Raw genomic sequence first — 21,338 nt, 5'->3', positions numbered from 1 at the left:
CGGGGTGTCCCGGGGCGGCGTGCCGGACACCGCGCCGCAGGAACCCGGCCTCGCGGCGACGTCCCGGACACACGAATCCGGCCCCGGGATGTTTGGAGGAACACCCCGGGGCCGGATTCGGTCATCCTACGTCGGCCGTCGCCCGCACTAATCCGTGGCGATCGCGTTCAGGACGTTCATCCGGCCCGCCCGGAACGCCGGGACCAGGGCGGCGAACAGGCCCACGAAGGCCGAGGCGACGAAGACCGTGAGGATCGTCGGCCACGGGATCTCCAGGACGCCGAGGCCCTCCAGGGCCAGCAGCTTCTGGGCCGCGGTGCCCCAGCCCATGCCCAGACCGAGGCCGAGCAGGGCGCCGAAGACCGCGATGACCACCGACTCCAGGCGGATCATCCGGCGCAGCTGGCGGCGGGAGAGGCCGATGGCGCGCATCAGGCCGATTTCGCGGGTCCGCTCGACCACCGACAGAGCCAGGGTGTTCACCACGCCGAGGACGGCGACGATGATCGCGAGCGCCAGCAGGCCGTAGACGATGTTCAGCAGCTGGCCGATCTGGTCCTTCAGCTGCTGCTTGAAGTCGGCCTGATTCTTCACCTCGTACTGCGGGTACTTGGCCAGGGCGCTCTTGAGGGCGGCGTACGCCTCCTTCTCCTTGCCGTCCACGGCCTTCGCGAACATGGCCACGTTCTGCGGCAGGGCGTCGGCGGGGACGTACCGCGCGGCGGTCGCGATGTTGACGTACATCCGGCCCTTGTCGATGTTCACGTCGTCCGAGGTGATCGCGGCGACCTTCAGCTTCGCGGTCTCGCCGCCCCTGAAGGCGACGGTGATCCGGTCACCGACCTCGACGCGGTGCTCGGTGGCGTACGTCTCGCCGACCGACATGGCGTCCTTGCCGTACGCGGCGGCCAGCTCGCCGGAGACCGTCTCGCGGCGGACGTCGTCCTTGTACGAGGGGTCGGCGGCGACCAGGCCCCCGTCCTCGGTGGTGCCGTCGGGGGTGGTCAGCCGGGCGCCCACCATCTTGTAATTGGTGAGGTGCTCGATGTCCGGCACGGTCGTCAGGGCCTTCGCCGCCTGGGCCACGATCGGTGCGCCGTCGCCGCCGGCCGGCTGGACGATGAAGTCCGCGCCGACCGACTTGTCGAGTTCCTCGGTGGCCGAGGCGACCATGGAGGAGCCGACCACCGAGAGGCAGGCGACCAGGGCCAGGCCGACCATCAGGGCGGCGCCGGTCGCTCCGGTGCGGCGCGGGTTGCGCAGGGCGTTGCGCTCGGCGAGCCGTCCCACGGGGCCGAACATCCGCAGCATGACCGCGCTCAGCACCCGGACCACGAAGCCGGCCAGCAGCGGGCCGATCACGATGAAGCCGATCAGGGTGAGGAGCACGCCCACGCCGAGGAGGAGCGAGCCCTCGCTCGACTTGTCGGCCTTCGTCGCGGCGAGGAGCGCGGCGCCGCCGGCGAGCGTGAGGACCAGGCCGATCGCGGCCCGGACCCGGCCCGCGCGGCCGTCCGCCGGGGTTCCGGCGTCGCGCAGGGCGGCCATCGGGGAGACCTTCCCGGCCCGGCGGGCCGGGAAGTACGCGGCGACGACGGTGACGACGATGCCGAGTACGAGGCCGACCACGGGGGTCGTCCAGGCGACGGTGAGGTCCTCGGTGGAGAGCTCCATGCCCATGGCGCCCATGAGCTTCATCAGGCCGACGGCGAGGCCGACGCCCGCGCCCACGCCGAGGAGCGAGCCGACGACGCCGAGGAACAGCGCCTCGATCAGCACGGACCGGTTGACCTGCTTGCGGCTGGAGCCGATGGCCCGCATCAGGCCGATCTCGCGGGTGCGCTGGGCGACCAGCATCGAGAAGGTGTTGACGATCAGGAAGATGCCGACGAGGAGGGCGATCCCGGCGAAGCCGAGCATCGCGTACTTCATGACGTCGAGGAAGGAGCCCATCGAGTCCTTGTTGGCGTCCGCGGCCTCCTTCTGTGTCTGGATCTTGTACGTGGAGTGGCCGCCGAGCGCCGTGGCGACGTTCTTCTTCAACTGCTCGTCGGCCACGCCGGATTCCGCGGTGACGGAGATCAGGCTGAAGACATCGGGCTTGCCGAGCAGCTTGGTCTGCGCGGTGGCGGTGTCGAAGTAGACGACCGCGGCACCGGGGTTGGTGACCTTGAAGGTGGCGATGCCGCTGATCGCGGCCTTGATGTCGCCGTTGGCGGTGATGGTGCGCAGCTCGTCGCCGAGCTTGAGGTGGTGCTTCTCGACGGTGTCGGCGTCGACCATCACCTCGGTCGGGCCGCGCGGCGCGTGACCGGAGGAGATCTCCATCGAACGCAGGTCGTTCCTCGTCCAGTTGCCCGCGATCGTCGGGGCGCCCGAGGTCGAGCCCATGTTCTTGTCGTGGCTGTCGACGACGGTGACGGACATGCTGGAGACCGCGCCCTCGGCCGCCTTCGCGCCGGTGGCCTTCGCGACCTGCCCGACGGCGGACGCGGGGATCGTGACGGGCTTGCCGTTGCCCGGGAGCCGGTCGTCCTCCTTGGGCTCCTTCGGGCTGACCGTGACATCGGCCGCGGTCGCGGCGAAGAGCTTGTCGAACGTGGTGTTCATGGTGTCGGTGAAGACGAGCGTGCCGCACACGAACGCCACCGACAGCAGGACCGCGACGGCGGAGAGCGCCATGCGTCCCTTGTGGGCGAAGAAATTCCGCCTCGATGTCTTCCAGACGGTCATGACGTCCGCCCGCGCGAGTCGAAGTCCTTCATCCGGTCGAGGACCTGGTCGGCCGTCGGGTTGTGCATCTCGTCGACGATGCGTCCGTCGGCGAGGTACAGCACCCGGTCCGCGTAGGAGGCGGCCACCGGGTCGTGGGTGACCATGACGATGGTCTGGCCCAGCTCGTCGACCGACCTGCGCAGGAAGCTCAGCACCTCGGCGCCGGCCCGCGAGTCCAGGTTGCCGGTGGGCTCGTCGCCGAAGATGATCTCCGGCCGGGCGGCGAGCGCCCTGGCCACCGCGACGCGCTGCTGCTGGCCGCCGGAGAGCTCGGTGGGCCGGTGCTTGAGCCGCTCGGCGAGACCGACGGTCTCCACTACCTGCCGCAGCCAAGCGGCGTCGGGCCTGCGGCCCGCGATGTCCATCGGCAGCGTGATGTTCTCCAGCGCGTTGAGCGTGGGGAGCAGGTTGAACGCCTGGAAGATGAAGCCGATCCGGTCCCGGCGGAGCTGGGTGAGCTTCTTGTCCTTGAGCCCGGTGATCTCGGTCTCGTCGAGGAAGATCTGCCCCGAGCTCACGGTGTCCAGGCCGGCCAGGCAGTGCATCAGGGTCGACTTGCCGGAGCCGGACGGGCCCATGATCGCGGTGAACTGCCCGCGGGCGATGTCCACGTCGACATGGTCGAGCGCGACGACCCGGGTCTCCCCCGCCCCGTACGCCTTGACGACCTGCCGTGCTCGCGCAGCGACGGCCGTACGCCTTCCAGTGCCCCCGTGCCTGGGAATGGTTACAGCCGTTGTCACGGTTTATCTCCTATGTCGGTCAGTGTGGGGAATGCGTCGGTGCGCGTACAGAGTCTGGTGTCGGGAGCGGATCCGGCGCACTGGTGCCCGGCGCAGTTCTCGGGTGGGGTTTTCCCCACCCCCGCCCCCGTGCCCGACCGCGTCCGCGGTGGGATTCGGCCGCTTTCCGCGGTGTAAGAACACGCTAAGGAACAAGTCCCCGCCGCCACGTCCTCCGCCGGGAGGAACCGTCCCTGGCCAGATGTAAGGAGCTCCCCCTAAGGGTCTCGACCCCTGGGTGGAGTCCTGTATCAGGGGCTGGACCCAAGGGTGTACCGGCCGGGGCGACCGGGGCCCGCTTCACGCCCGGCCGCCACCTTCCATTCACGGGGCCGCACGCAACTAAGCCATTACCCTGGGTAATTCAGGCCACCCTCTCCCCAACTGCCGTACCCACGAGTAATGTTCGCGCTTCCGACCGCACCCCGCACTCCTGCCTTGCCGTCCAGACCAGGACCCGAGCCACGCAAGGAGCAGCACCCCGATGTCGCACGGAAACCCGCCCCCCTCCCCCCACCACCCCGACTATCTGCTCCCCTGGCAGAGCTCGGAACAGGCACCGCCCGACCGGCCGCCGAGCCCGGCCGACGCTCCCGCACCCGCAACCGCCCCCGGCCGCCACAGCGACCTGCGCCGGCTGCGCACCGCGTACCGACTGCTGCGGCGCATCGCGACCCTCACCGCACTCGGCTACTTCGTGGCCTTCCTGCTGCTCTCCGGATTCGCCAAGGAGCTGATGGACGTCCCCCTGTTCGGCGGCCTCAACCTCGGCCTGGCCCTGGGGCTCTGCCAGCTCCCCGTGACGGTGCTCGCCATCGTGGTGTACGAGCGGACCGCACGGCGTACGGTCGACCCGCTCGCCGCCCGGATCCGAAGAGCGGGAGCGGCGCGGTGAACGGATTCAACAATTCCGCGCAGTCGATGTCCCTGGTCGCCTTCCTCGCCGTGGGCACCGTGGCTCTGCTGCTCTGCGTGATGACCGGCCCGGACCGCGACGACCTCGACGAGTTCTACACCGGCTCCCGCTCGCTCTCGCCCCTGCAGAGCGGCCTCGCCCTCGCGGGCGACTACCTCTCCGCGGCCACGGTGCTCGGCACCACCGGCATCATCGCCCTCACCGGCTACGACGGGATGATCCTCGCCCTGAGCATCACCCTCTCGCTCGTCCTGCTGATGTTCCTGCTCGCCGAACCCCTGCGCAACACGGGCGGGTTCACCATGGGCGACCTGCTCGTGCGCCGCGCCCCCGGCCGCGCGGTCCGCATCACCGCCTGCGCCGCCACCCTCGCCGCGCTCGTCCCGATGATGGTCGTCCAGCTCGCCAGCAGCGGCGATCTGCTCGCCTTCATCCTGGGATTCGACACCTCGGGCTTCCGCACCGGCGCCATCATCGGACTCGGCACCCTGATGATCGGCTACGCGGCGATCGGCGGGATGAAGGGCACCTCGCTGATCCAGATCGTGAAGACCGTGGTCCTCTTCGTGGCCGCCTTCACCATCGCCGTACTGATCATGAACCGGTTCGACTGGAACACCGACTCCCTGCTCTCCGCCGCCCGGCAGAGCAGCGGCGCGGGGGCCGCGTATCTGCGCTCGGGGCTCCAGTTCGACGGCAGCGGACTCGACATGGTCAGCTCCGAACTGACCGTGGTGCTCGGCGCCGCCTGCCTGCCGCACGTCGCCATGCGCATGTCGAGCGCCCGCTCCACCCAGGCCGTCCGGCGCTCGATGTCCTGGGCGGTCGGCGTGGTCGCCGCGATCTGCCTGCTGCTCGTCGTGATCGGCTTCGGCGCGGGGGCCCTCGTCGGCCACGACGTCATCACCGCCGCCGGGGCGTCCGGGAACAGCGCGATCCTCCAGATCAGCGGCGAGGTCGCGAACGGTACGCGGATGGGGGCCCTGGTCATCACGACGATGACGACGGCGATCTTCCTGACCCTGCTCGCCTCCGTCGCCGGAATGATCCTTTCCTGCGCCAACTCCCTCGCCCACGACCTCTTCGCGCACGGCCTGCACGGGGTGCGCGACCCGGACCGCAAGCCGCTGCCGGGCCTGTCCGAGATGCGTACGGCACAGTTCTCGGCGATCGTCGTCGGACTGCTCGCCACCGTTCTCGCCGTCGTGGCCAGACACTGGAACGTACAGGCGCTGGCGACGCTCTCGTTCTGCGTCGGCGCGTCCGCCTTCGCCCCGGCGCTCGTCTACAGCATGTTCTGGCGGCGCTTCACCCGCGCCGGACTGCTCTGCACCCTCGTCGTCGGCACCCTCACCACACTGGTGCTGATCACCGGCACCAACCTGGTCTCCGGCTCACCCACCTCGGTCTTCCCCGACCACGACTTCAACTGGTTCCCGTACACCACCACCGGGCTCGTCTCCATCCCGGCCGGATTCCTGGCGGGCTGGCTGGGCACGGTCCTCCCCCGCCACACGGCCCCCGCGGCACGCCGGCTCTACCAGGGCGAGGAACCCCGGATCCTGGCGGGCGCCCCACCGACACACCAGTGAGCCCGGCCCTCGCCCGCTCCACGGCCCCCTGCCGCCAGGCGGCATGACGACAGCCCCGCACACTCCGGATCGATCGAGAGTGCGCGGGGCTGTCGTCGTTGCGCAGGAGGGGCGGTCAGACCGAGCCGAACTCTCCAGCCTTGACCCCTGCCACGAACGTGGCGAATGCAGCGGGGGAGGTGCTCAGCACGGGGCCGCTCCGGCTCTTCGAGTCACGGACGGGAATGACACCGAGCGAGCCGACGAGGTTGGCGGCGACCTCGACGCAGGCGCCACCGTTGTTGCTGTAGGAGGACTTGAACCAGCGGGGGGATTCGGTCGTCACGGGGAGCCCTTTCGTAACTGGCTGATCATGGCCACGGATGCCGCTGGGGACAGAGCCCCGGCCTGCAACTGATGGTAGGCCGTCAACAGGGGGACAACCGAAGCGCTTTCCCGGTTGAGGGTACCCAGGTGGGAGGACTCGGCATAGGACATGAGCTGGCGGTCCGGCAGGGTCAGTATGTACAGCGGCAGGTCGAAAGGACGGAGCTCCGCCATGTCGAACGGGGCGACCTGGAGCACGGTGTTGGGCAGCTCGGCGAACTCGATCAGCCGCTCCAGCTGCGCGTCCATGACGGCGGGTCCGCCGACCGGGCAGCGGAGGCAGCTTTCGTCCAGCACGACCAGGAACAACGGCGGATGCGTGCGGGCGAGTGCGGCCTGCCGCTCGGCGACGAGCGAGATCCGTTCCTTCGCCTGGTCGTTGGTGATCGCCCCGCGCTTGACGGCGCTCTCCGCGAGCACGGTCGCGTATTCGGGCGTCTGGAGCAGGCCGGGCATCACACCCACTTCGTACAGCCGGATCTCCGCAGCACGACTCTCCTGCCCCACGTACTCGGGGAAGCCCTCCAGCAGCGAGCCGTGCCGGATCTCGCGCCAGTGGCGCTCGAACGTGTCAGCTGTATCGCCCGTGCCGAAAGCCCGGTCCGCGCTGCGCGAGAAACGCAAGGTCGGAAGTTTCCGGCTGGTTTCGACCGCCGAGATATGGGTGCTGGAGTACCCCATGCGATCGGACAGGTCCTCCTGCTTCCAGCCGCGCTCCTCGCGCCAGCTGCGGAGACGTGCGCCGAAGGCCGCTTCCGGGGAACTGTCCGGGTTCAACTCCTTGCGGTTCAAAGGGTTATCACCAACCTTTCATCCAGGTCCGCCACGTTGATCGGGTTCCGACTCTAGGCCACTCTGAATCCCCTTGGTAGTGGAATCGCTACGGAGCGGAGTTGACGTGACCGAAGAGAACGTTGCCGTGAATCGCCACGAGCCCTCTCAAGCTCAAGTCCCGCCCCCCGGAACGCTCATGAGGGACGCCGGTCACAGCAACCGGGTCGGGGAGTTCCGAGGGGTCACCGGCCCGTACTGGGCGTTGCGGCCGGTCGGCGGCGGTATCGAGTGGGAGGCCGAGCCGGAGTGGGTTCGCGCGCTCACACCTGCCGAGCGGCTGAGCGTCGAGAACGCGTTGCGGAACCTCAGGAGCAGTCGGGGCGGGTTGTGAACGCGCCGGCAGGGCAGGGGCGACGCCTCACGGAGCCGGTCGGGCGACCGGACCGAACTCCCGGCAAGGCCTGCACAAGCCGTCACGGAACGCCTCGGGCCTCCCGGGCGTACCGCACTCGGTGCACTCCATCATCAGACGGCGTACGGGAGTTGCCTGCGTGGCCGGGGGCGCGTCGGGCAGGCGGGGCGGGAGCTTGTCGCGGAGGCGGCGGCGGACGAAGCCGAAGGGTGAGTCGACGGACGCGGGGAGCCCGGCGGTGAGGGCGTGCGTCAGGTAATCGGCGTCCACACCGCGCGCGAACCACTCGGTGACCCCCTGCTCCAGCGCCGCACAGTCCGCTGCCGAGAGGGCCAGGCGGGAGTCGGTACGGCCGAGGCGGGCCAGGGCGGCAAAGGCGGGAGAAGGTCCCGGCGGGGACTGCGGCTCCGGCTCCGGCTCTGCAGTGCGCTGCTGCGGCACCACCGGGGTGGGCAGCTGCGACGGTACGTGCACGGGCTCAGGCTTGGACACGGGCACGGGCACCTGGGCCGGGGCGCCCGCCTCGGGCTCGGCAGGCGCCGGGGGCTCCACCGCCTTCGCGGTCGACATCGGCGCGGACCGGCGCTCCTCGGCGGCGAGTAAGGCGTCCCACCACTCGTTGTCGTGAGCAACCCGCGACCAGAAGGTACGCGTAACCCAGCGGACCTGGTCGCCGTTCTCGCCGCTCAGGCACCGGACATGCCGCAGATGACCGGCCACCCCCAGGGCCCGCAGCGCGCTGCCGACGGCCATCTGCCCGTAGAGGGGCTGGCTCTTCGCCAGCGACTTGATGTCCATCGCCGCCCCCTCGGGCAGGGCATCCACGTAACCGGCGATGTGCCGTTCGCGATCGGGCAGCAATGCGAAGTCGGCCTCGCGCGGCGGGCGTTGCTCCGGAACGGATCGCTTTCCGTAACCGGGGCGGGCCTTCGGGTGCGAGGGGCGCGAGGATGCGGGCGCGCACAGGGCAGGGCTAAGGTTTGAAACAGCCACGGGATCGCCTCTGAATTCGATCTTGGGGTCAGACCCCGGCCGGTGCTACGAACACCGTGTCGGGGTCGTTACGTTGGGCACCGTAAGCAGCCGCGACTCCGCGCCGCAAGTCGATCACAACTAGTCATACTTGCTGGCCGTGACGGGTCAGGGAGGGCGGGGAGGTTTCCCCAACCAACCCTTGTATCCAACCAGTTGGTACACACCGCTCGAATCCCGGCCCTCGCACCCCGACTCCCGAAGCCCGAAGCTCAAGACCCGGCCCCAAGCCCATCTCCGTACCCACGAAAGAGTGAACAGACCCTCCCGGAGCTCGAAGTCCGGAACTCGGAGCCCGGAGCCCGGGGCTCGGGACTCGCGTACCGGAACGCCGAAGTCGGGGTCAGTCCTCCGCCGGTGTCACCCGCCCGGTGAGTGCCGCGAGCGAATTCCGTACGTGTGCCATGTGCGCCTGCACCTCCTCGCGGCCCTCCTCGTGCTCCCGCATGATCCGCTCCGTCTCCCGGACCACCCGCTCCTCACGGACCCTGGCCGCCGCGACCAGCTCCGCGGCCCGCGCCTCGGCGTCCTCCTGACCGTGCCGGGCGGCCTCCTCCGTCTCCGCGAGCGCCCGCCGCGCCTCGGCCAGGCGGGCTTCCGCCTGCTCGGTCAGCTCGTCGTGATGCGCCGACTGCGCGGCCTCGGCCCCGGCCAGTTCGAGCTCGGCCGCCTGCCAGCGCTCGGAGTGCTCCTGCTCCTGGTGCGCGAGGACGCTCTCGGTACGGCGGATCGTCTCCGTCATCATGGACTCCGAGCGCTCCCGCACCTCCGCGGCCTCCTCGCGGGCCTCGGCAACGGTCCCGTCAGCGGTGCCCCTCGCCGTGGACAGCGTCTCGTCGGCGTGGGTCACGGCCGCGGCCCGCATGGCCTCGGAGTCCGCCCGCGCCGAAGCACGGATCCCGCGGCCCGCCTCGTCCGCGGCGTCCCGCAGCGCCTGCGCCTCCTCCTGGGCGGCGCCCCGCAGGGTCTCCGCCTCGCCCTCGGCGAGCGCCAGGATCTGCTGGGCACGCTCACCCAGCGATTCGTAGTTCTGCGGGGCGAGCGTGGCGACGACCTCGCTCAGCCGGACCGACTCCGCCGACAGCTCCTCCACCAACGCGGTCAGCCGGGACACCTCGTCCAGCGCCGCGTCCCGCTCCGCCGAAAGCCCGGCCACCGCGCGGTCCACCTGCTCCGGACGGTAACCACGTCCTCGTCCGCCGACGAAGCCGTGCGCGGACACCGGTGCAGAACTCATCCTTGAAGCCTCTTTCCGACTCTCCGACCATCAGCAGTACGTCAAGGATGCGGCAATTGGCCCAGAAGTCGGAATCGATCAACTGCTTTCCGGGCGGAAGCGACAGGCATCACAGACAGCGCGCAGCACGGCGCCCGGCCCCCTTCCGGGAGCCGGGCGCCGTCCGCGGAACCCGCCGGGTCAGATCAGCCCGTCCCACATCTGTTCGAGAAGTACGGACCACCAGCTCTCCGGCGACGCCAGCGCCGCCGCGTCCAGCGCCACCAGCTGGGCCTGGAAGTCGACCGTCCAACGACCCGCCTGCTCCGGGTTGAGCCCGAAGCGCAGCCGCCACATCCGGCCGAGCAATGCCATCGAACGCTGGAACTCCGGCAGCCCCGTGTTCACGAACTGCGGCGCCACCGACTGACCGCCCGGCCCCGCCTCGACCGGCACGGCCACGATGTTCGCGGTCCCGTACTGGACACAGATCGCCCGCCCGAAGTCGGACCCCATGACGAGATACGACCCCGCGTCGGGGGCGGCCTGCACCTGGCGCTGCGCGGCGAGCTCGGCCAGCGTCGGCACCACCGGCTGACCGGGCTGCGCCCAGAAGAACGGCCCGAAGTCGGCGGGCAGCCCCGCCCACACCAGCGTGCGCGCCACGGTCTCGGGCACACCCTGACGGGAGACGGCACGCTGATCGAAGCGGCAGATGCCCTGCGGCCCGAAGGTCTGCAGCAGCTCGTCCGCGATGACCTCCGGCGGCGCCGCCATCGCGGGCGGCATCTGCGGCAGCGGCGCGCGCACCGGAGCCGGACGGGCCGGTCCGTCCGCCACCTGGTGCAGCTCGCCCTGGTGGGTGAGCAGATGCTGCATGCCCTGCTGACGGCTGGCGTGATCGGTGCCGTACGGGGCGACGCTGGTGATCCGCACCTGCGGCCAGGTCTCACGGATCATCCGCGCGCAGTAGCCACCGGGCAGCTCGCAGGACTCCAGCTCGGTGTGCAGCTCGATGACCTGCTGCGGCGGCACGTTCATCGCCCGCAGCTCGTGCAGCATCTGCCACTCGGGGTGCGGGGTGCCGGGCGCCGAGCGCCGGATCAGCTGCTGCTCGCTGCCGTCGGGCGCGCGGTAGCGCAGCACGGCCTGGTAGCCGGGCCCGACGGTCGGCTGACCGGTGGGCGCCTGCGGATAGCCGTACGCCGGGGGCGGTACGGGGCCGGGGGCGCCGCCCTGCGGCACTCCGGGCGGACCGGGAGGACCGGGCGGGCCGGGAGGCTGCGGCGCACCGGGGCCGCCCATGCTCGGGTCGGCGAGCATCGTCGCGGCATGGTGCACACCGCCACCGGGCGGCGGCGTCGAACCGGGCGGCGGAGGCGGCACCGGAGCACCAGGAGCGCCGGGCGCACCGGGCGGCTGCAGCCCACCCGGACCACCCATGCTCGGGTCGGCCAGCATCGTCGCGGCATGATGCACACCGCCACCGGGCGGCGGAGGCGGCACCGGAGCACCGGGCATACCCGGCGCACCAGGGGCGCCAGGGGCGCCAGGCGCACCGGGAGGCCCCGGAGGCCGCAGCCCACCCGGACCACCCATGCTCGGGTCGGCCAGCATCGTCGCGGCATGGTGCACCCCACCACCGGGCGGCGTCGTCGAACCAGGCGGCGGAGGCGGCACCGGAGCACCAGGCGCACCGGGCGGACCCGGAGGCGGCAGCGGCGCACCGGGCGGACCCGTCTGAGGGGCGAGCTGGGTCGGCAGGTACCCGCCCGCCGGAGCACCGGGCGCACCCGGTCCCGAGGGCGGCGGCACGGGCGGACCCGGCCTGGCGCCCGGGGTTCCGGGGGCACCGGGCGGCGGCGGGGTCGACGGACCGCCACCACGCGCACCACGTGGCGGCACCACGGCCTTGCTGGTGGCCGCATCGGCGATGTCACCGGCACCCGGACCGGCCGGAGCATTCGGACCCGGAGCGTTCAGACCCGGAGCACCCGGACCGGCTGGAGCATTCAGACCCGGAGCGTTCAGACCCGGAGCACCCGCGCCCGGAGCACCCTGAAGAACACCCGGGGCGCCGCCCTGCGGGGGCAGACCGGGCACGATCGCCGTCCGGGGCAGCTGACTGCCGCCCGACATCAGGGCGGTCGGCGCGTCGGCCGGAACGACCGGCGGCGGGGCGCCGTCGTCGTCGGCACCCGAGAGCGGCGGCGCGAACACCGTGGCCGGGAGCGGCACCGCCCCGTCGTCGGAACCCGCGTTCGTGTCCGTGCCGGCCCAGGGGGTGGACCCGGCGGGCACGTTCGGCGGGGATACCGGGACACCGTCGTTGGCCGTGGGCTCGTACGCGACCTGCCCGCCGTGCGAACCCGGCGACGCCTGACCGACAGGCGCGGCGGCGGAGGCGGGCGAAACAGGGGAGACGGGCGGAGCAGGAGAGACCGGAGGGGCCGAGGACGCCGCCGGAGGCGCCGCGTCCTGGCCCCGGTTCTCCCGGCGGTCCGGGATGCCCAGCTTGTCGGCCGCTTCCTGGAGCCACTCCGGGGGGCTCAACAGGAATGACGTCTGATTGAGGTCGATGCGCTGCGGCGGCTCCGGAGCGGCCACGGCCGCCGCGTGGGCGCCGTACTCCTCCTCGTACCGCCGGATCACCTCGCCCACCGGCAGCCCCGGCCACAAGGTGGCCTCACCGCTGTCCCTGGCGATCACCAGCCGCTGCCTGCCGCCGTCCGAGACCGGGCCCTCGGCGCGGTCCTCGCCCCACACAACGAAGCCCAGCTCGAACTCCCGCACCCGCACCTCACGGTGCTGGTACGCGGGCACATCGCCGTTGATCCACTCGTCCGCGCGCTCCTGCGCCTGCGCAAAGGTCACCATCGCGCTCACCCCTCCACCGGGACGGCCCGCGCGAAGCCGCCGTCCACCATCAGGTTCGCCACGGTCTCCAGCTCCGGCGGATTGCCCGCCAGACGCTGCAGGAAGGCATCGAAGTCACCGCCGCACGGCAGCAACAGCCGGTCCACCCGCTCCTGCACGTTCCAGCCGTCCTGGTCCCGGGCGTCGTCGTACGCGCAGAACCAGACCGAGCCGACACCGTTGCCCTTCACCTTCACCGCGATGATGCCGCCCTGGACGAAACCGACGCCCAGGAAGTCCTTGGTGAGGTGATCGCGCAAGCACTTGTTGATGTACACAAGGTCGTTCGCAGAAGCCTGCTCGCGCACCGTGAAGAACGGCTGGTCGACCAGAAGCCCCAGCTCCGCGTCGAGCGCCGCGCCGACCGGCGCCGAACCACCCGCCGCCTTGAGGAACGAACGGTAGGCGCCCGGCAGTCGATAGCCGAGGTCCTCCTCGACACCCAGCACCTGCGCCTCGCTCACCGCCACGGCACCCTTCGGCAGCCGGAAATGCGCGGGCCGGGTCTCCTGCAACGGGCGGGTCCCCCGCTTGTTGTGGTCGACCGCCGTGGCGGCAAGGCCACCGTGATGTCTGAGCAGCGCCTTCACCTCGACCGGGACCAGCTCCATACGCCGGCCACCGGGCACGTGGTGCCACGTCCAGCCGTGCGGAGTGGCGACCGCCGGGATCGTGTCCCACAGCTCATGGCCGCTCGCCGCCAGCGCCGCATTGGCCGACACGTAATCGGTGAGCCGCAACTCATCGACCCCGAAGCCCTGCGGAGGCTCGGCGATCTCGGCGGCGGCACGCGCGTACGGCGCGAAGTCCGGGCTGCCGTTCTCGTCCATGCGCACACCACCGGGGTGGCGGGACGCCCGGACCGGGTCCGGGAAATGCACGAGCTGCCCGGCGTAGGCCGCGTTCGGTGGCGCGGCTTGCTGCCCGAGCCGACCTGTCGTCATGGCGGTTGCCCCCTGCTGCGTCTGGCTGGTGAGGACCGGCCTGCCCAAGGGGGACGGTCCGGGCACAGCCTATGCGGTGGCGCAAGGGCGGGTCTCGCCCATGTGACCTGTCCTACGCCTCCCCCTCCGCATCCGTCACGAACCGTCACACCGGCGTGACGGACGAGCGACGCCCCCGCCACGGACGGGCGACACAGAGACACGTTTCACTGCCCCAGCTTCCCCACCAGCCGGGACATTTGGCAGGCTGTCACCGCAACTCGGGGGCGTGCACACCGCGCAGCTACCGCTGCGGCACGGGAGGGAAAGCGCCATGCACACCACACAATCAGTCACATCCGGGGATCCGCGCCTCAGCTGGAGCAGCACCGACGCCGGCCGCGCACCCCGCCTGCACCACCGCCGCGACGGCATCCTGCCCGCAGTCGCGGCGGCCCTGTCCGTACGCGGCGAGACACTCACCTGCACCGCGGGCAAGGGTGACCAGCCCCCCGTACTGCACCCACTCGTCCAGGACTTCCTCGACACCCTCCCCAGCAGCCGGCGCGAACGGTTCACCGGCCGCTGCCCCGAGGCGATACTGCTCTCCCGGCAGCTCACCGCGGCGGAGTCGAACCGCTCCAAGCGCGCCCAGCGCAAGCCGCTGACCAACGGCGAGGCCCGGCGCGCCCTCAAGCACTCGCGGCTCACCGCACGACGCATCCGTGAGGACGGAGACCCGATGCACGGCAGCTACGCGCCGCCGTGCCGCTCCTGCGCGGCGATGCTCGCCCACTTCGGCGTACGTCCCGTCGACCTCACGACCACCGGGGCGGCGACCACCGCCGAGAAGGGCTGACCGCACGCCGATGCGCGACCGAACCGACCTACCCGAACAAACGAGCCCCGCGGACCGCGACCGGAGCGCCTCCACCCGCTTCCCCGTCGCCGTCGACGCCGCCCTGCGCGCCGCGGGCTGGCAGCCCGGCCGCTGGGACATCCGGCAGGCCGAGGAATGGGCCGACGCACTGCGCTCGCACGCCTCGCCCGCCGGCCACCAGCACGCGGTCTTCCCCGCGGCCGTGGAGGCCTGGGCCGAATTCGGCGGACTCCACATCACCGCGTCCGCGCCGGGCCGCCAGATCGCGCCCGCCCCGGTACGCATCGACCCGCTGAGCGGACTCCACCTCGCCCGCACCCTCGGCGACCTCGGCCGGGCGCTGGAGACCGAGGTCAGCCCCCTGGGCGAAGAAGGGGACGGACAGGCGGTCCTGGCGATCGACACCGAAGGCCGCGTCTACAGCGTCGACCACACCGGCGACTGGTACCTCGGCCCGGACATCGACCGGGCACTGGCGACCCTGGTCACGGGCATCCAGCCGGAGCGCCTCGTCTCGGGTTAGGGCCTGTCCGGCGGATCAGGGTCGGACAGGGCGCGGCGTCTGGTGCGGTGCATCGCAAGGCGCCGGAGCGTCCTGATAGCGGAGCTGTCCGGGCGTTTCGGCAACGCCGCGAGGTGCCGTGCCAGACACCACGCCCCCGGCCATGATCCGCCGGACAGGCCCTAGGCCCGTCCGGCCCAGGGCCCACCAGGCCCCGAACCCGCGCACCGCCCCCGCAGGACCGGCCGGGCCCCGCCCCGCCGGTCCCACGGATCAGGCCGCCGCCCTCTGAGCCGGCAGCACCGCCGACACCCGGAAGCCGCCCGCGTCCGTCGGACCCGAGACGAAGACACCGCCGAGCCCCAGCACCCGCTCCCGCATACCGACCAGGCCGTTGCCCCCGCTCGGCAGCCCCGCGTCCGCCGTCGCCGCGTCCGACGGTCCGTTCTCCACCTGCATCGCGACCTCCGCGTCCCGGTGCGCCAGCCGCACCCACGTCTTCGCGCCCGCCGCATGCTTGTGCACGTTCGTCAGAGCCTCCTGCACCACCCGGTACGCCGTCTGCTCGACCTCGGGCGGATACGCGCGCGCCTCACCGTCCACCGACAGCTCCACCGTCATCCCCGCCGCCCTGGACTCCCCCACCAGGACCTCCACCTCATGCAGCCGCGGCCCGTCCTCCGTGGCGGCGGCGGCCGCGGCGGCAGCCGCCTGACCGACCGAGGCCAGCGGCACCGAGGCCGGCCGGGCCGTCACCGACTCCCCCGCCCGCAGCACCCCGAGCATCTCCCGCAGCTCCGTCAGCGCCTGCCGTCCCATGTCACCGACCAGCGCCGCGTTGCGCACCGCCTTCGCCGGATCCTTCGGCGCGACGGCCTGGAGCGCGGCGGCGTGCACGACCATCAGACTCACCCGGTGCGCGACCACATCGTGCATCTCGCGGGCGATCCGGTGGCGTTCCTCCGTACGCGCCCACTCGGCCCGCTCCTCCGCCCGGTCGGCGAGCAGCGACAACTCCCGCTCCAGCGAGTCCGCCCGCTCCCGCAGGCTCTCCATCAGCCGCCGCCGGGCCCCTATGTAGAGGCCGAACAGCACGGGCGGCGCGGTGAGCCCGAGCGACATGAAGAGCGAGATCAGCGGTACGTACCAGTCGCCCGGCCCGAAATCGTCCTGCTGGGAGACGCTCTGCCGCAGCCGTACGTACGTGACGATGAACGTCCCCGCGAAGGACATCCCCATCAGCACCGCGGTGATCCTTCGCGGCACGTCGGAGGCGGCCAGCGTGTAGAGGCCGACCAGGCCCATCAGGAAACCCATCTCGGCCGGTGTGGTCGCGACCGCCACCAGCACCACCGCGATCGGCCAGCGCCGCCGCAACACCAGGACCGACCCCGCGAGCAGCCCGAACAGCACACCCACCGGCACCGGCAACCCGGTGTCCCCGGCGAACTCCACACCCTCCAGCGCACACTCCAGCGCCGACAGGAGCGCGAGCCCCACATCCAGGGCGACACTGCGCCGCCGCTCCCACCACCAGTAGCCGCGGGTGGTCGACCCCGCCGCTTCCCGGTCTGCCCCCGTTGCGGTCATGTCGTCCACCCTAAGGGCGACCGCACCTCATTTTCGGGCGACCTGGACAGCACGTGCGTCCGCCGGACAGAGACGGAACGACCACTTATCGCTTGAAATGGCGAAGCGAGCAGCCTTTCGCACCGGACGTCCGCATTCCGGACGACGCTCATTGCATGACGGAAATCACGAGCAAGTACGCCAACTTCGAAGACCTGCGCGAGCAGGTCGTCGCTCTGCACAGGGAGGACCTCAGCCTCCGGCAGATCCGCGGCCGCCTGATCATCCACGTCACCAAGAGCGCGGACCTTTATCATCGCGTAGAAGGCACTTGGTACGGCATAGTGTTGGGTGCCGGTTCAGCGACCGGATGACATGTCCGGTTAGTTGACTTTATTCCCCTGTGGTGTAATTGGCAGCACAGTAGCTTTTGGTGCTATTTGTCCGGGTTCGAGTCCTGGCAGGGGAGCCTCCGCGTGCGGGCCCCGACCAGCAAGGTCGGGGCCCGCACTCATGCCTGCCCCATACCCCCCCGGTATCCTTCGGGTGTCCACCACCCGAAGCCGAAGGGCATTTCTGTGAGCTCCGAACGCCCGGCAGCCGTCGTCGTCCTCGCAGCGGGTGAGGGCACCCGCATGAAGTCGAAGACCCCCAAGGTCCTGCACGAGATCTCCGGGCGCTCGCTCGTCGGACATGTCGTCGCCGCCTCCCGCGAGTTGGACCCCGAACACCTGGTCGTGGTCGTCGGCCACGGCAGCGAGCAGGTCACCGCGCACCTCGACGCCGTCGACGACCGGCTGCGGACCGCCCACCAGACCGAGCAGAAGGGCACCGGCAACGCCGTGCGTGTCGGTCTCGACGAGCTGGGCGGCACCGTCGACGGCACCGTGATCGTCGTCTGCGGCGACACCCCGCTGCTCTCCGGCGAGACGCTCGCCGCGCTCGCCGCCACTCACACGGCCGATTCCAACGCCGTCACCGTGCTGACCGCCGAGGTCCCGGACTCCACCGGCTACGGCCGCATCGTCCGCGACCCGGCCGACGGCGCGGTCACCGAGATCGTCGAGCACAAGGACGCCACCGACGCCCAGCGCGAGATCCGGGAGATCAACTCCGGGGTCTTCGCCTTCGACGGCCGACTGCTCGCCGACGCCCTCGGCAAGGTCCGTACCGACAACAGCCAGGGCGAGGAGTACCTCACCGACGTCCTCTCCATCCTGCGCGAGGCCGGGCACCGGGTCGGCGCCTCACCGGCCGGGGACCACCGCGAGATCCTCGGCATCAACAACCGGATCCAGCTGGCCGAGGCCCGGCGGCTGCTGAACCAGCGGCTGCTGGAGCGGGCCATGCTGGCCGGGGTGACCGTCGTGGACCCGGCGTCCACGCTGATCGACGCCACCGTCACCTACGAGCGGGACGCGATCGTGCACCCGGGCACCCAGCTGCTCGGCACCACGCATCTCGGCGAGGACGCCGAGGTCGGCCCCAACACCCGGCTCACGGACACCGTCGTCCGCGCGGGCGCGCGCGTGGACAACACGGTCGCGGACCGGGCCGAGGTCGGCGAGGGCGCGACGGTCGGTCCGTACGCCTATCTGCGGCCCGGCACCACGCTCGGCACGAAGGCCAAGGCCGGTACGTACGTGGAGATGAAGAACGCCACGATCGGCGAGGGCACCAAGGTCCCGCACCTGAGCTACGTGGGCGACGCGACGATCGGCGACCACACCAACATCGGTGCCGCCAGCGTCTTCGTGAACTACGACGGCGTGGCCAAGCACCACACCACGATCGGCTCCCACTGCCGTACCGGGTCGGACAATATGTTTGTGGCGCCCGTCACGGTCGGGGACGGCGCCTACACCGCGGCCGGCTCGGTCATCACCAAGGACGTACCGCCCGGTTCGCTGGCCGTCGCCCGCGGCCAGCAAAGGAATATCGAGGGCTGGGTGGCCCGCAAGCGTCCGGGAAGCGGCGCCGCGCAGGCGGCTCAGGCCGCCGCATCGGAGCGCGACAGCGAAAGCTGACCGGAAACAGGTGCGCCGCGCACGGCGTACCGTGATAGATGCTCACCCCATTTCGGCTGGCTCGTTGCGCATCGGGACACATGCGCGCAGCGCCAGGAACACGTCTGAGGAGACTGTGCTGTGACCGGGATCAAGACGACCGGCGAGAAGAAACTGATGCTCTTCTCCGGCCGCGCCCACCCCGAGCTGGCCGAGGAGGTTGCGCACCAGCTGGGTGTCGGCCTCGTGCCGACGAAGGCCTTCGATTTCGCCAACGGTGAGATCTACGTCCGCTTCCAGGAATCGGCCCGCGGCGCCGACTGCTTCCTGATCCAGAGCCACACCGCTCCGATCAACAAGTGGATCATGGAGCAGCTCATCATGCTGGACGCGCTGAAGCGCGCCTCGGCCCGTTCCATCACGGTGATCGTGCCGTTCTACGGCTACGCCCGCCAGGACAAGAAGCACCGCGGTCGCGAGCCGATCTCGGCCCGTCTGGTCGCCGACCTGATGAAGACGGCGGGTGCCGACCGCATCCTCACCGTCGACCTGCACACGGACCAGATCCAGGGCTTCTTCGACGGCCCGGTGGACCACCTCTTCGCGCTGCCGATCCTGGCCGACTACGTCGGCGCCAAGGTCGACCGCTCGAAGCTGACGATCGTCTCCCCGGACGCCGGCCGGGTGCGGGTCGCCGACCGCTGGTGCGACCGCCTGGACGCCCCGCTCGCCATCGTGCACAAGCGCCGGGACAAGGACGTCGCCAACCAGGTGACGGTCCACGAGGTCGTCGGCAATGTGAAGGGCCGGGTCTGTGTCCTGGTCGACGACATGATCGACACCGGTGGCACCATCTGCGCCGCTGCCGACGCCCTGTTCGCGCACGGTGCCGAGGACGTCATAGTGACGGCGACGCACGGTGTGCTCTCGGGTCCGGCCGCGGACCGGCTGAAGAACTCCAAGGTCAGCGAGTTCGTGTTCACGGACACCCTGCCGACCCCGGGCGAGCTGGAGCTCGACAAGATCACGGTGCTGTCGATCGCCCCGACGATCGCGCGCGCGGTGCGTGAGGTCTTCGAGGACGGCTCGGTCACCAGCCTCTTCGAGGAGCAGTAGGAACAGCGGTACCGAAGATCCACTTTGGGGGCGGCCTCCCCGCCGGGTAGACTCAGCGAGTTGCTCGGCGAGGGAGGCCGTACTCATGTGTACGGCGGTCCGTTATCGACGCGCTCTTCGTAGCAGGCCTGTCGTGGGCCGGGTGACCGTCCGATTTTCGTCACCTTACGAGGAGTGCAGTCATGGCTGAGGTCAAGCTCGCCGCCCAGGTCCGTACCGAGTTCGGCAAGGGTGCCGCCCGTCGCACCCGCCGCGCCAACCTGGTTCCCGCGGTCGTCTACGGCCACGGTGCCGAGCCGGTTCACGTCACCCTGCCGGGTCACGAGCTGATGATGGCGCTCAAGACCGCCAACGTCCTCATCGGTCTGGAGATCGACGGCAAGGACGCGCTGGTCATCCCGAAGGCCGTGCAGCGCAACCCGCTCAAGGGCGACATCGAGCACGTCGACCTGCTGACCGTCAAGCGCGGCGAGAAGGTCAACGTCGAGGTCGCCGTGCACGTCGAGGGCGACCTGGCCCCGGGCGGCAACCTCCTGGAGTACGTGCAGAACACCCTGCTCGTCGAGGCCGAGGCCACCCACATCCCCGAGTCCGTCACGGTCTCCGTCGCGGGCCTGGACGCCGGTGCGTCCGTCCTCGCCAAGGACATCCCGCTGCCGAAGGGCTCCGTGCTGGCCGGTGACGAGGACGCCGTCGTGCTCCAGGTCGTCGCCGCGCAGGCCGAGGAGCCGGCTGCCGAGTCCGCCGAAGCGGGCGCCGAGGCCTGAGCCTCGCCCGCACTGCTTGACTGACGGGGCGGCGGTTCCTTGTTCGAGGACCTGCCGCCCCGTTTCCCTGTGATCAGCCCCCGTAACCAGCCGTCGCACGCGAGGAGACCGAGCAGAGATGTCCGACGCCACTGATCCCTGGCTCATCGTGGGCCTCGGCAATCCCGGTCCCGAGTACGCGGCGAACCGGCACAATGTCGGCTTCATGGTGGCCGATCTCCTGGCCGAGCGGATCGGCGGGAAGTTCAAGCGGGCGCAGAAGGCGCAGGCGCAGGTTGTGGAGGGCCGGATGGGCCCGCCCGGCCCGGCGAGCCGGCGGGTGATCCTGGCCAAGCCGATGTCGTACATGAACCTGTCGGGCGGTCCCGTCACGGCGCTGCGCGACTTCTACAAGGTGCCGACCGACCACATCGTGGCGATCCATGACGAGCTGGACATCGACTACGGGACACTCCGGCTGAAGCTGGGTGGTGGCGACAACGGGCACAACGGGCTGAAGTCGATGACCAAGTCGATGGGTGCGGACTATCACCGGATCCGGTTCGGGATCGGGCGGCCGCCGGGGCGGATGCAGGTCGCGGATTTCGTACTGAAGGACTTCTCGTCCACCGAGCGCAAGGAGCTCGGGTACATGGTGGACCGGGCTGCGGACTCGGTGGAGTGTCTGCTGGCGGAGGGCCTGGAGCGCGCGCAGAGCGCGTACAACTCCTGACGCCCGCAGCAACGGCGGTGGCGCGCACAACTCTGACATTCCTGCCGGTACCCCGGCGATTTCCGGCCACGAGTTGACCGGT

19 protein-coding genes and 1 tRNA gene are annotated in these 21,338 nt (G+C 70.9%); 11 read left to right on the top strand and 9 right to left on the bottom strand.

Annotated features, from left to right (window positions below; all coding sequences use genetic code 11):
- Positions 1-147: 147 nt before the first annotated feature.
- Together OG520_RS24415 and OG520_RS24410 are read right to left on the bottom strand one after the other, a co-directional pair.
- Positions 148-2,733 carry an ABC transporter permease gene (locus tag OG520_RS24415; protein ID WP_406014602.1) on the bottom strand — a complete coding sequence of 862 codons (2,586 nt, stop codon included), beginning with the start codon at positions 2,731-2,733 and terminating at the stop codon, positions 148-150.
- Positions 2,730-3,518: an ABC transporter ATP-binding protein gene (locus OG520_RS24410; RefSeq protein WP_266418337.1), complete on the bottom strand. Its 789-nt coding sequence runs from the start codon at positions 3,516-3,518 to the stop codon at positions 2,730-2,732. The genes OG520_RS24415 and OG520_RS24410 overlap by 4 nt, the downstream gene beginning before the upstream one ends.
- 523 nt (positions 3,519-4,041) lie before the next feature.
- Between OG520_RS24410 and OG520_RS24405 the strand changes: the two genes are divergently transcribed.
- Both OG520_RS24405 and OG520_RS24400 read left to right on the top strand, forming a co-directional pair.
- Positions 4,042-4,452: a DUF485 domain-containing protein gene (locus OG520_RS24405; protein ID WP_406014601.1), complete on the top strand. Its 411-nt coding sequence runs from the start codon at positions 4,042-4,044 to the stop codon at positions 4,450-4,452.
- Positions 4,449-6,065: a cation acetate symporter gene (locus OG520_RS24400; RefSeq protein WP_406014600.1), complete on the top strand. Its 1,617-nt coding sequence runs from the start codon at positions 4,449-4,451 to the stop codon at positions 6,063-6,065. The genes OG520_RS24405 and OG520_RS24400 overlap by 4 nt, the downstream gene beginning before the upstream one ends.
- Before the next feature lie 115 nt (positions 6,066-6,180).
- Here OG520_RS24400 and OG520_RS24395 read toward each other — a convergent pair whose 3' ends face one another.
- Both OG520_RS24395 and OG520_RS24390 read right to left on the bottom strand, forming a co-directional pair.
- On the bottom strand, positions 6,181-6,390 hold the full coding sequence (locus OG520_RS24395) for a DUF397 domain-containing protein (protein ID WP_266418331.1): 210 nt from the start codon (positions 6,388-6,390) through the stop codon (positions 6,181-6,183).
- The gene (locus OG520_RS24390) at positions 6,387-7,223 is read right to left on the bottom strand and encodes a helix-turn-helix domain-containing protein (protein WP_389975553.1); all 837 of its coding nucleotides are present in this window, start codon (positions 7,221-7,223) and stop codon (positions 6,387-6,389) included. Before OG520_RS24390 ends, OG520_RS24395 begins: the two co-directional genes overlap by 4 nt.
- A 106-nt stretch (positions 7,224-7,329) precedes the next feature.
- Between OG520_RS24390 and OG520_RS24385 the strand changes: the two genes are divergently transcribed.
- On the top strand, positions 7,330-7,596 hold the full coding sequence (locus tag OG520_RS24385; RefSeq protein ID WP_406014599.1) for a hypothetical protein: 267 nt from the start codon (positions 7,330-7,332) through the stop codon (positions 7,594-7,596).
- Between the two features lie 27 nt (positions 7,597-7,623).
- On the opposite strand, the gene OG520_RS24380 is transcribed toward OG520_RS24385, so the two are convergent.
- The 4 genes from OG520_RS24380 to OG520_RS24365 form a co-directional block, all read right to left on the bottom strand.
- Complete coding sequence (locus OG520_RS24380; RefSeq protein ID WP_406014598.1) at positions 7,624-8,610, bottom strand: MarR family transcriptional regulator; 987 nt, start codon at positions 8,608-8,610, stop codon at positions 7,624-7,626.
- Between the two features lie 382 nt (positions 8,611-8,992).
- Positions 8,993-9,886 (bottom strand): cellulose-binding protein, encoded by an 894-nt coding sequence (locus OG520_RS24375; RefSeq protein WP_266418326.1) that lies wholly within the window; start codon positions 9,884-9,886, stop codon positions 8,993-8,995.
- Between the two features lie 180 nt (positions 9,887-10,066).
- The gene (locus OG520_RS24370; RefSeq protein ID WP_406014597.1) at positions 10,067-12,742 is read right to left on the bottom strand and encodes an SUKH-4 family immunity protein; all 2,676 of its coding nucleotides are present in this window, start codon (positions 12,740-12,742) and stop codon (positions 10,067-10,069) included.
- A gap of 5 nt (positions 12,743-12,747) precedes the next feature.
- Positions 12,748-13,725, bottom strand: a complete 978-nt coding sequence (locus tag OG520_RS24365) for an SMI1/KNR4 family protein (protein ID WP_399327957.1) — start codon at positions 13,723-13,725, stop codon at positions 12,748-12,750.
- 313 nt (positions 13,726-14,038) lie between these two features.
- On the opposite strand from OG520_RS24365, the gene OG520_RS24360 reads away from it, so the two are divergent.
- Together OG520_RS24360 and OG520_RS24355 are read left to right on the top strand one after the other, a co-directional pair.
- Entirely contained in the window at positions 14,039-14,563 is a 525-nt protein-coding gene (locus OG520_RS24360; RefSeq protein WP_406014596.1) for a YwqJ-related putative deaminase, read from the top strand.
- Between the two features lie 10 nt (positions 14,564-14,573).
- Complete coding sequence (locus tag OG520_RS24355) at positions 14,574-15,107, top strand: SUKH-3 domain-containing protein (protein WP_399327960.1); 534 nt, start codon at positions 14,574-14,576, stop codon at positions 15,105-15,107.
- 252 nt (positions 15,108-15,359) lie between these two features.
- On the opposite strand, the gene OG520_RS24350 is transcribed toward OG520_RS24355, so the two are convergent.
- The gene (locus OG520_RS24350) at positions 15,360-16,676 is read right to left on the bottom strand and encodes a sensor histidine kinase (protein ID WP_406014595.1); all 1,317 of its coding nucleotides are present in this window, start codon (positions 16,674-16,676) and stop codon (positions 15,360-15,362) included.
- Between the two features lie 155 nt (positions 16,677-16,831).
- Between OG520_RS24350 and OG520_RS24345 the strand changes: the two genes are divergently transcribed.
- The 6 genes from OG520_RS24345 to pth all read left to right on the top strand — a co-directional run bounded on the left by OG520_RS24345 (position 16,832) and on the right by pth (position 21,256).
- The gene (locus OG520_RS24345; RefSeq protein ID WP_406014594.1) at positions 16,832-17,029 is read left to right on the top strand and encodes a hypothetical protein; all 198 of its coding nucleotides are present in this window, start codon (positions 16,832-16,834) and stop codon (positions 17,027-17,029) included.
- A 23-nt stretch (positions 17,030-17,052) separates the two neighbouring features.
- Positions 17,053-17,124, top strand: a tRNA-Gln gene (locus OG520_RS24340).
- Positions 17,125-17,233: 109 nt separating this feature from the next.
- Positions 17,234-18,682 carry a bifunctional UDP-N-acetylglucosamine diphosphorylase/glucosamine-1-phosphate N-acetyltransferase GlmU gene (gene glmU / locus OG520_RS24335; RefSeq protein WP_406014593.1) on the top strand — a complete coding sequence of 483 codons (1,449 nt, stop codon included), beginning with the start codon at positions 17,234-17,236 and terminating at the stop codon, positions 18,680-18,682.
- Positions 18,683-18,802: 120 nt separating this feature from the next.
- A complete protein-coding gene (locus OG520_RS24330) occupies positions 18,803-19,777 on the top strand; it encodes a ribose-phosphate diphosphokinase (protein WP_030976866.1) in 975 nt (324 codons plus the stop codon).
- 182 nt (positions 19,778-19,959) lie between these two features.
- Positions 19,960-20,544 (top strand): 50S ribosomal protein L25/general stress protein Ctc, encoded by a 585-nt coding sequence (locus OG520_RS24325; protein ID WP_266418309.1) that lies wholly within the window; start codon positions 19,960-19,962, stop codon positions 20,542-20,544.
- A 118-nt stretch (positions 20,545-20,662) separates the two neighbouring features.
- Positions 20,663-21,256 carry an aminoacyl-tRNA hydrolase gene (gene pth, locus OG520_RS24320; RefSeq protein WP_266418307.1) on the top strand — a complete coding sequence of 198 codons (594 nt, stop codon included), beginning with the start codon at positions 20,663-20,665 and terminating at the stop codon, positions 21,254-21,256.
- Positions 21,257-21,338: the final 82 nt, after the last annotated feature.

The organism is Streptomyces sp. NBC_00984 (genome assembly GCF_045162475.1).
Lineage (GTDB): Bacteria > Actinomycetota > Actinomycetes > Streptomycetales > Streptomycetaceae > Streptomyces.
This window is presented reverse-complemented; position numbering and strand designations above follow the sequence as displayed.

Coding starts and splice junctions, on each gene's coding strand:
- OG520_RS24415 (WP_406014602.1), bottom strand. CDS start 2,733: ATGACCGTCTGGAAGACATCGAGGCGGAATTTCTTCGCCCACAAGGGA.
- OG520_RS24355 (WP_399327960.1), top strand. CDS start 14,574: ATGCGCGACCGAACCGACCTACCCGAACAAACGAGCCCCGCGGACCGC.
- OG520_RS24370 (WP_406014597.1), bottom strand. CDS start 12,742: ATGGTGACCTTTGCGCAGGCGCAGGAGCGCGCGGACGAGTGGATCAAC.
- OG520_RS24365 (WP_399327957.1), bottom strand. CDS start 13,725: ATGACGACAGGTCGGCTCGGGCAGCAAGCCGCGCCACCGAACGCGGCC.
- OG520_RS24375 (WP_266418326.1), bottom strand. CDS start 9,886: ATGAGTTCTGCACCGGTGTCCGCGCACGGCTTCGTCGGCGGACGAGGA.
- pth (WP_266418307.1), top strand. CDS start 20,663: ATGTCCGACGCCACTGATCCCTGGCTCATCGTGGGCCTCGGCAATCCC.
- OG520_RS24405 (WP_406014601.1), top strand. CDS start 4,042: ATGTCGCACGGAAACCCGCCCCCCTCCCCCCACCACCCCGACTATCTG.
- OG520_RS24345 (WP_406014594.1), top strand. CDS start 16,832: ATGACGGAAATCACGAGCAAGTACGCCAACTTCGAAGACCTGCGCGAG.
- OG520_RS24350 (WP_406014595.1), bottom strand. CDS start 16,676: ATGACCGCAACGGGGGCAGACCGGGAAGCGGCGGGGTCGACCACCCGC.
- OG520_RS24360 (WP_406014596.1), top strand. CDS start 14,039: ATGCACACCACACAATCAGTCACATCCGGGGATCCGCGCCTCAGCTGG.
- OG520_RS24325 (WP_266418309.1), top strand. CDS start 19,960: ATGGCTGAGGTCAAGCTCGCCGCCCAGGTCCGTACCGAGTTCGGCAAG.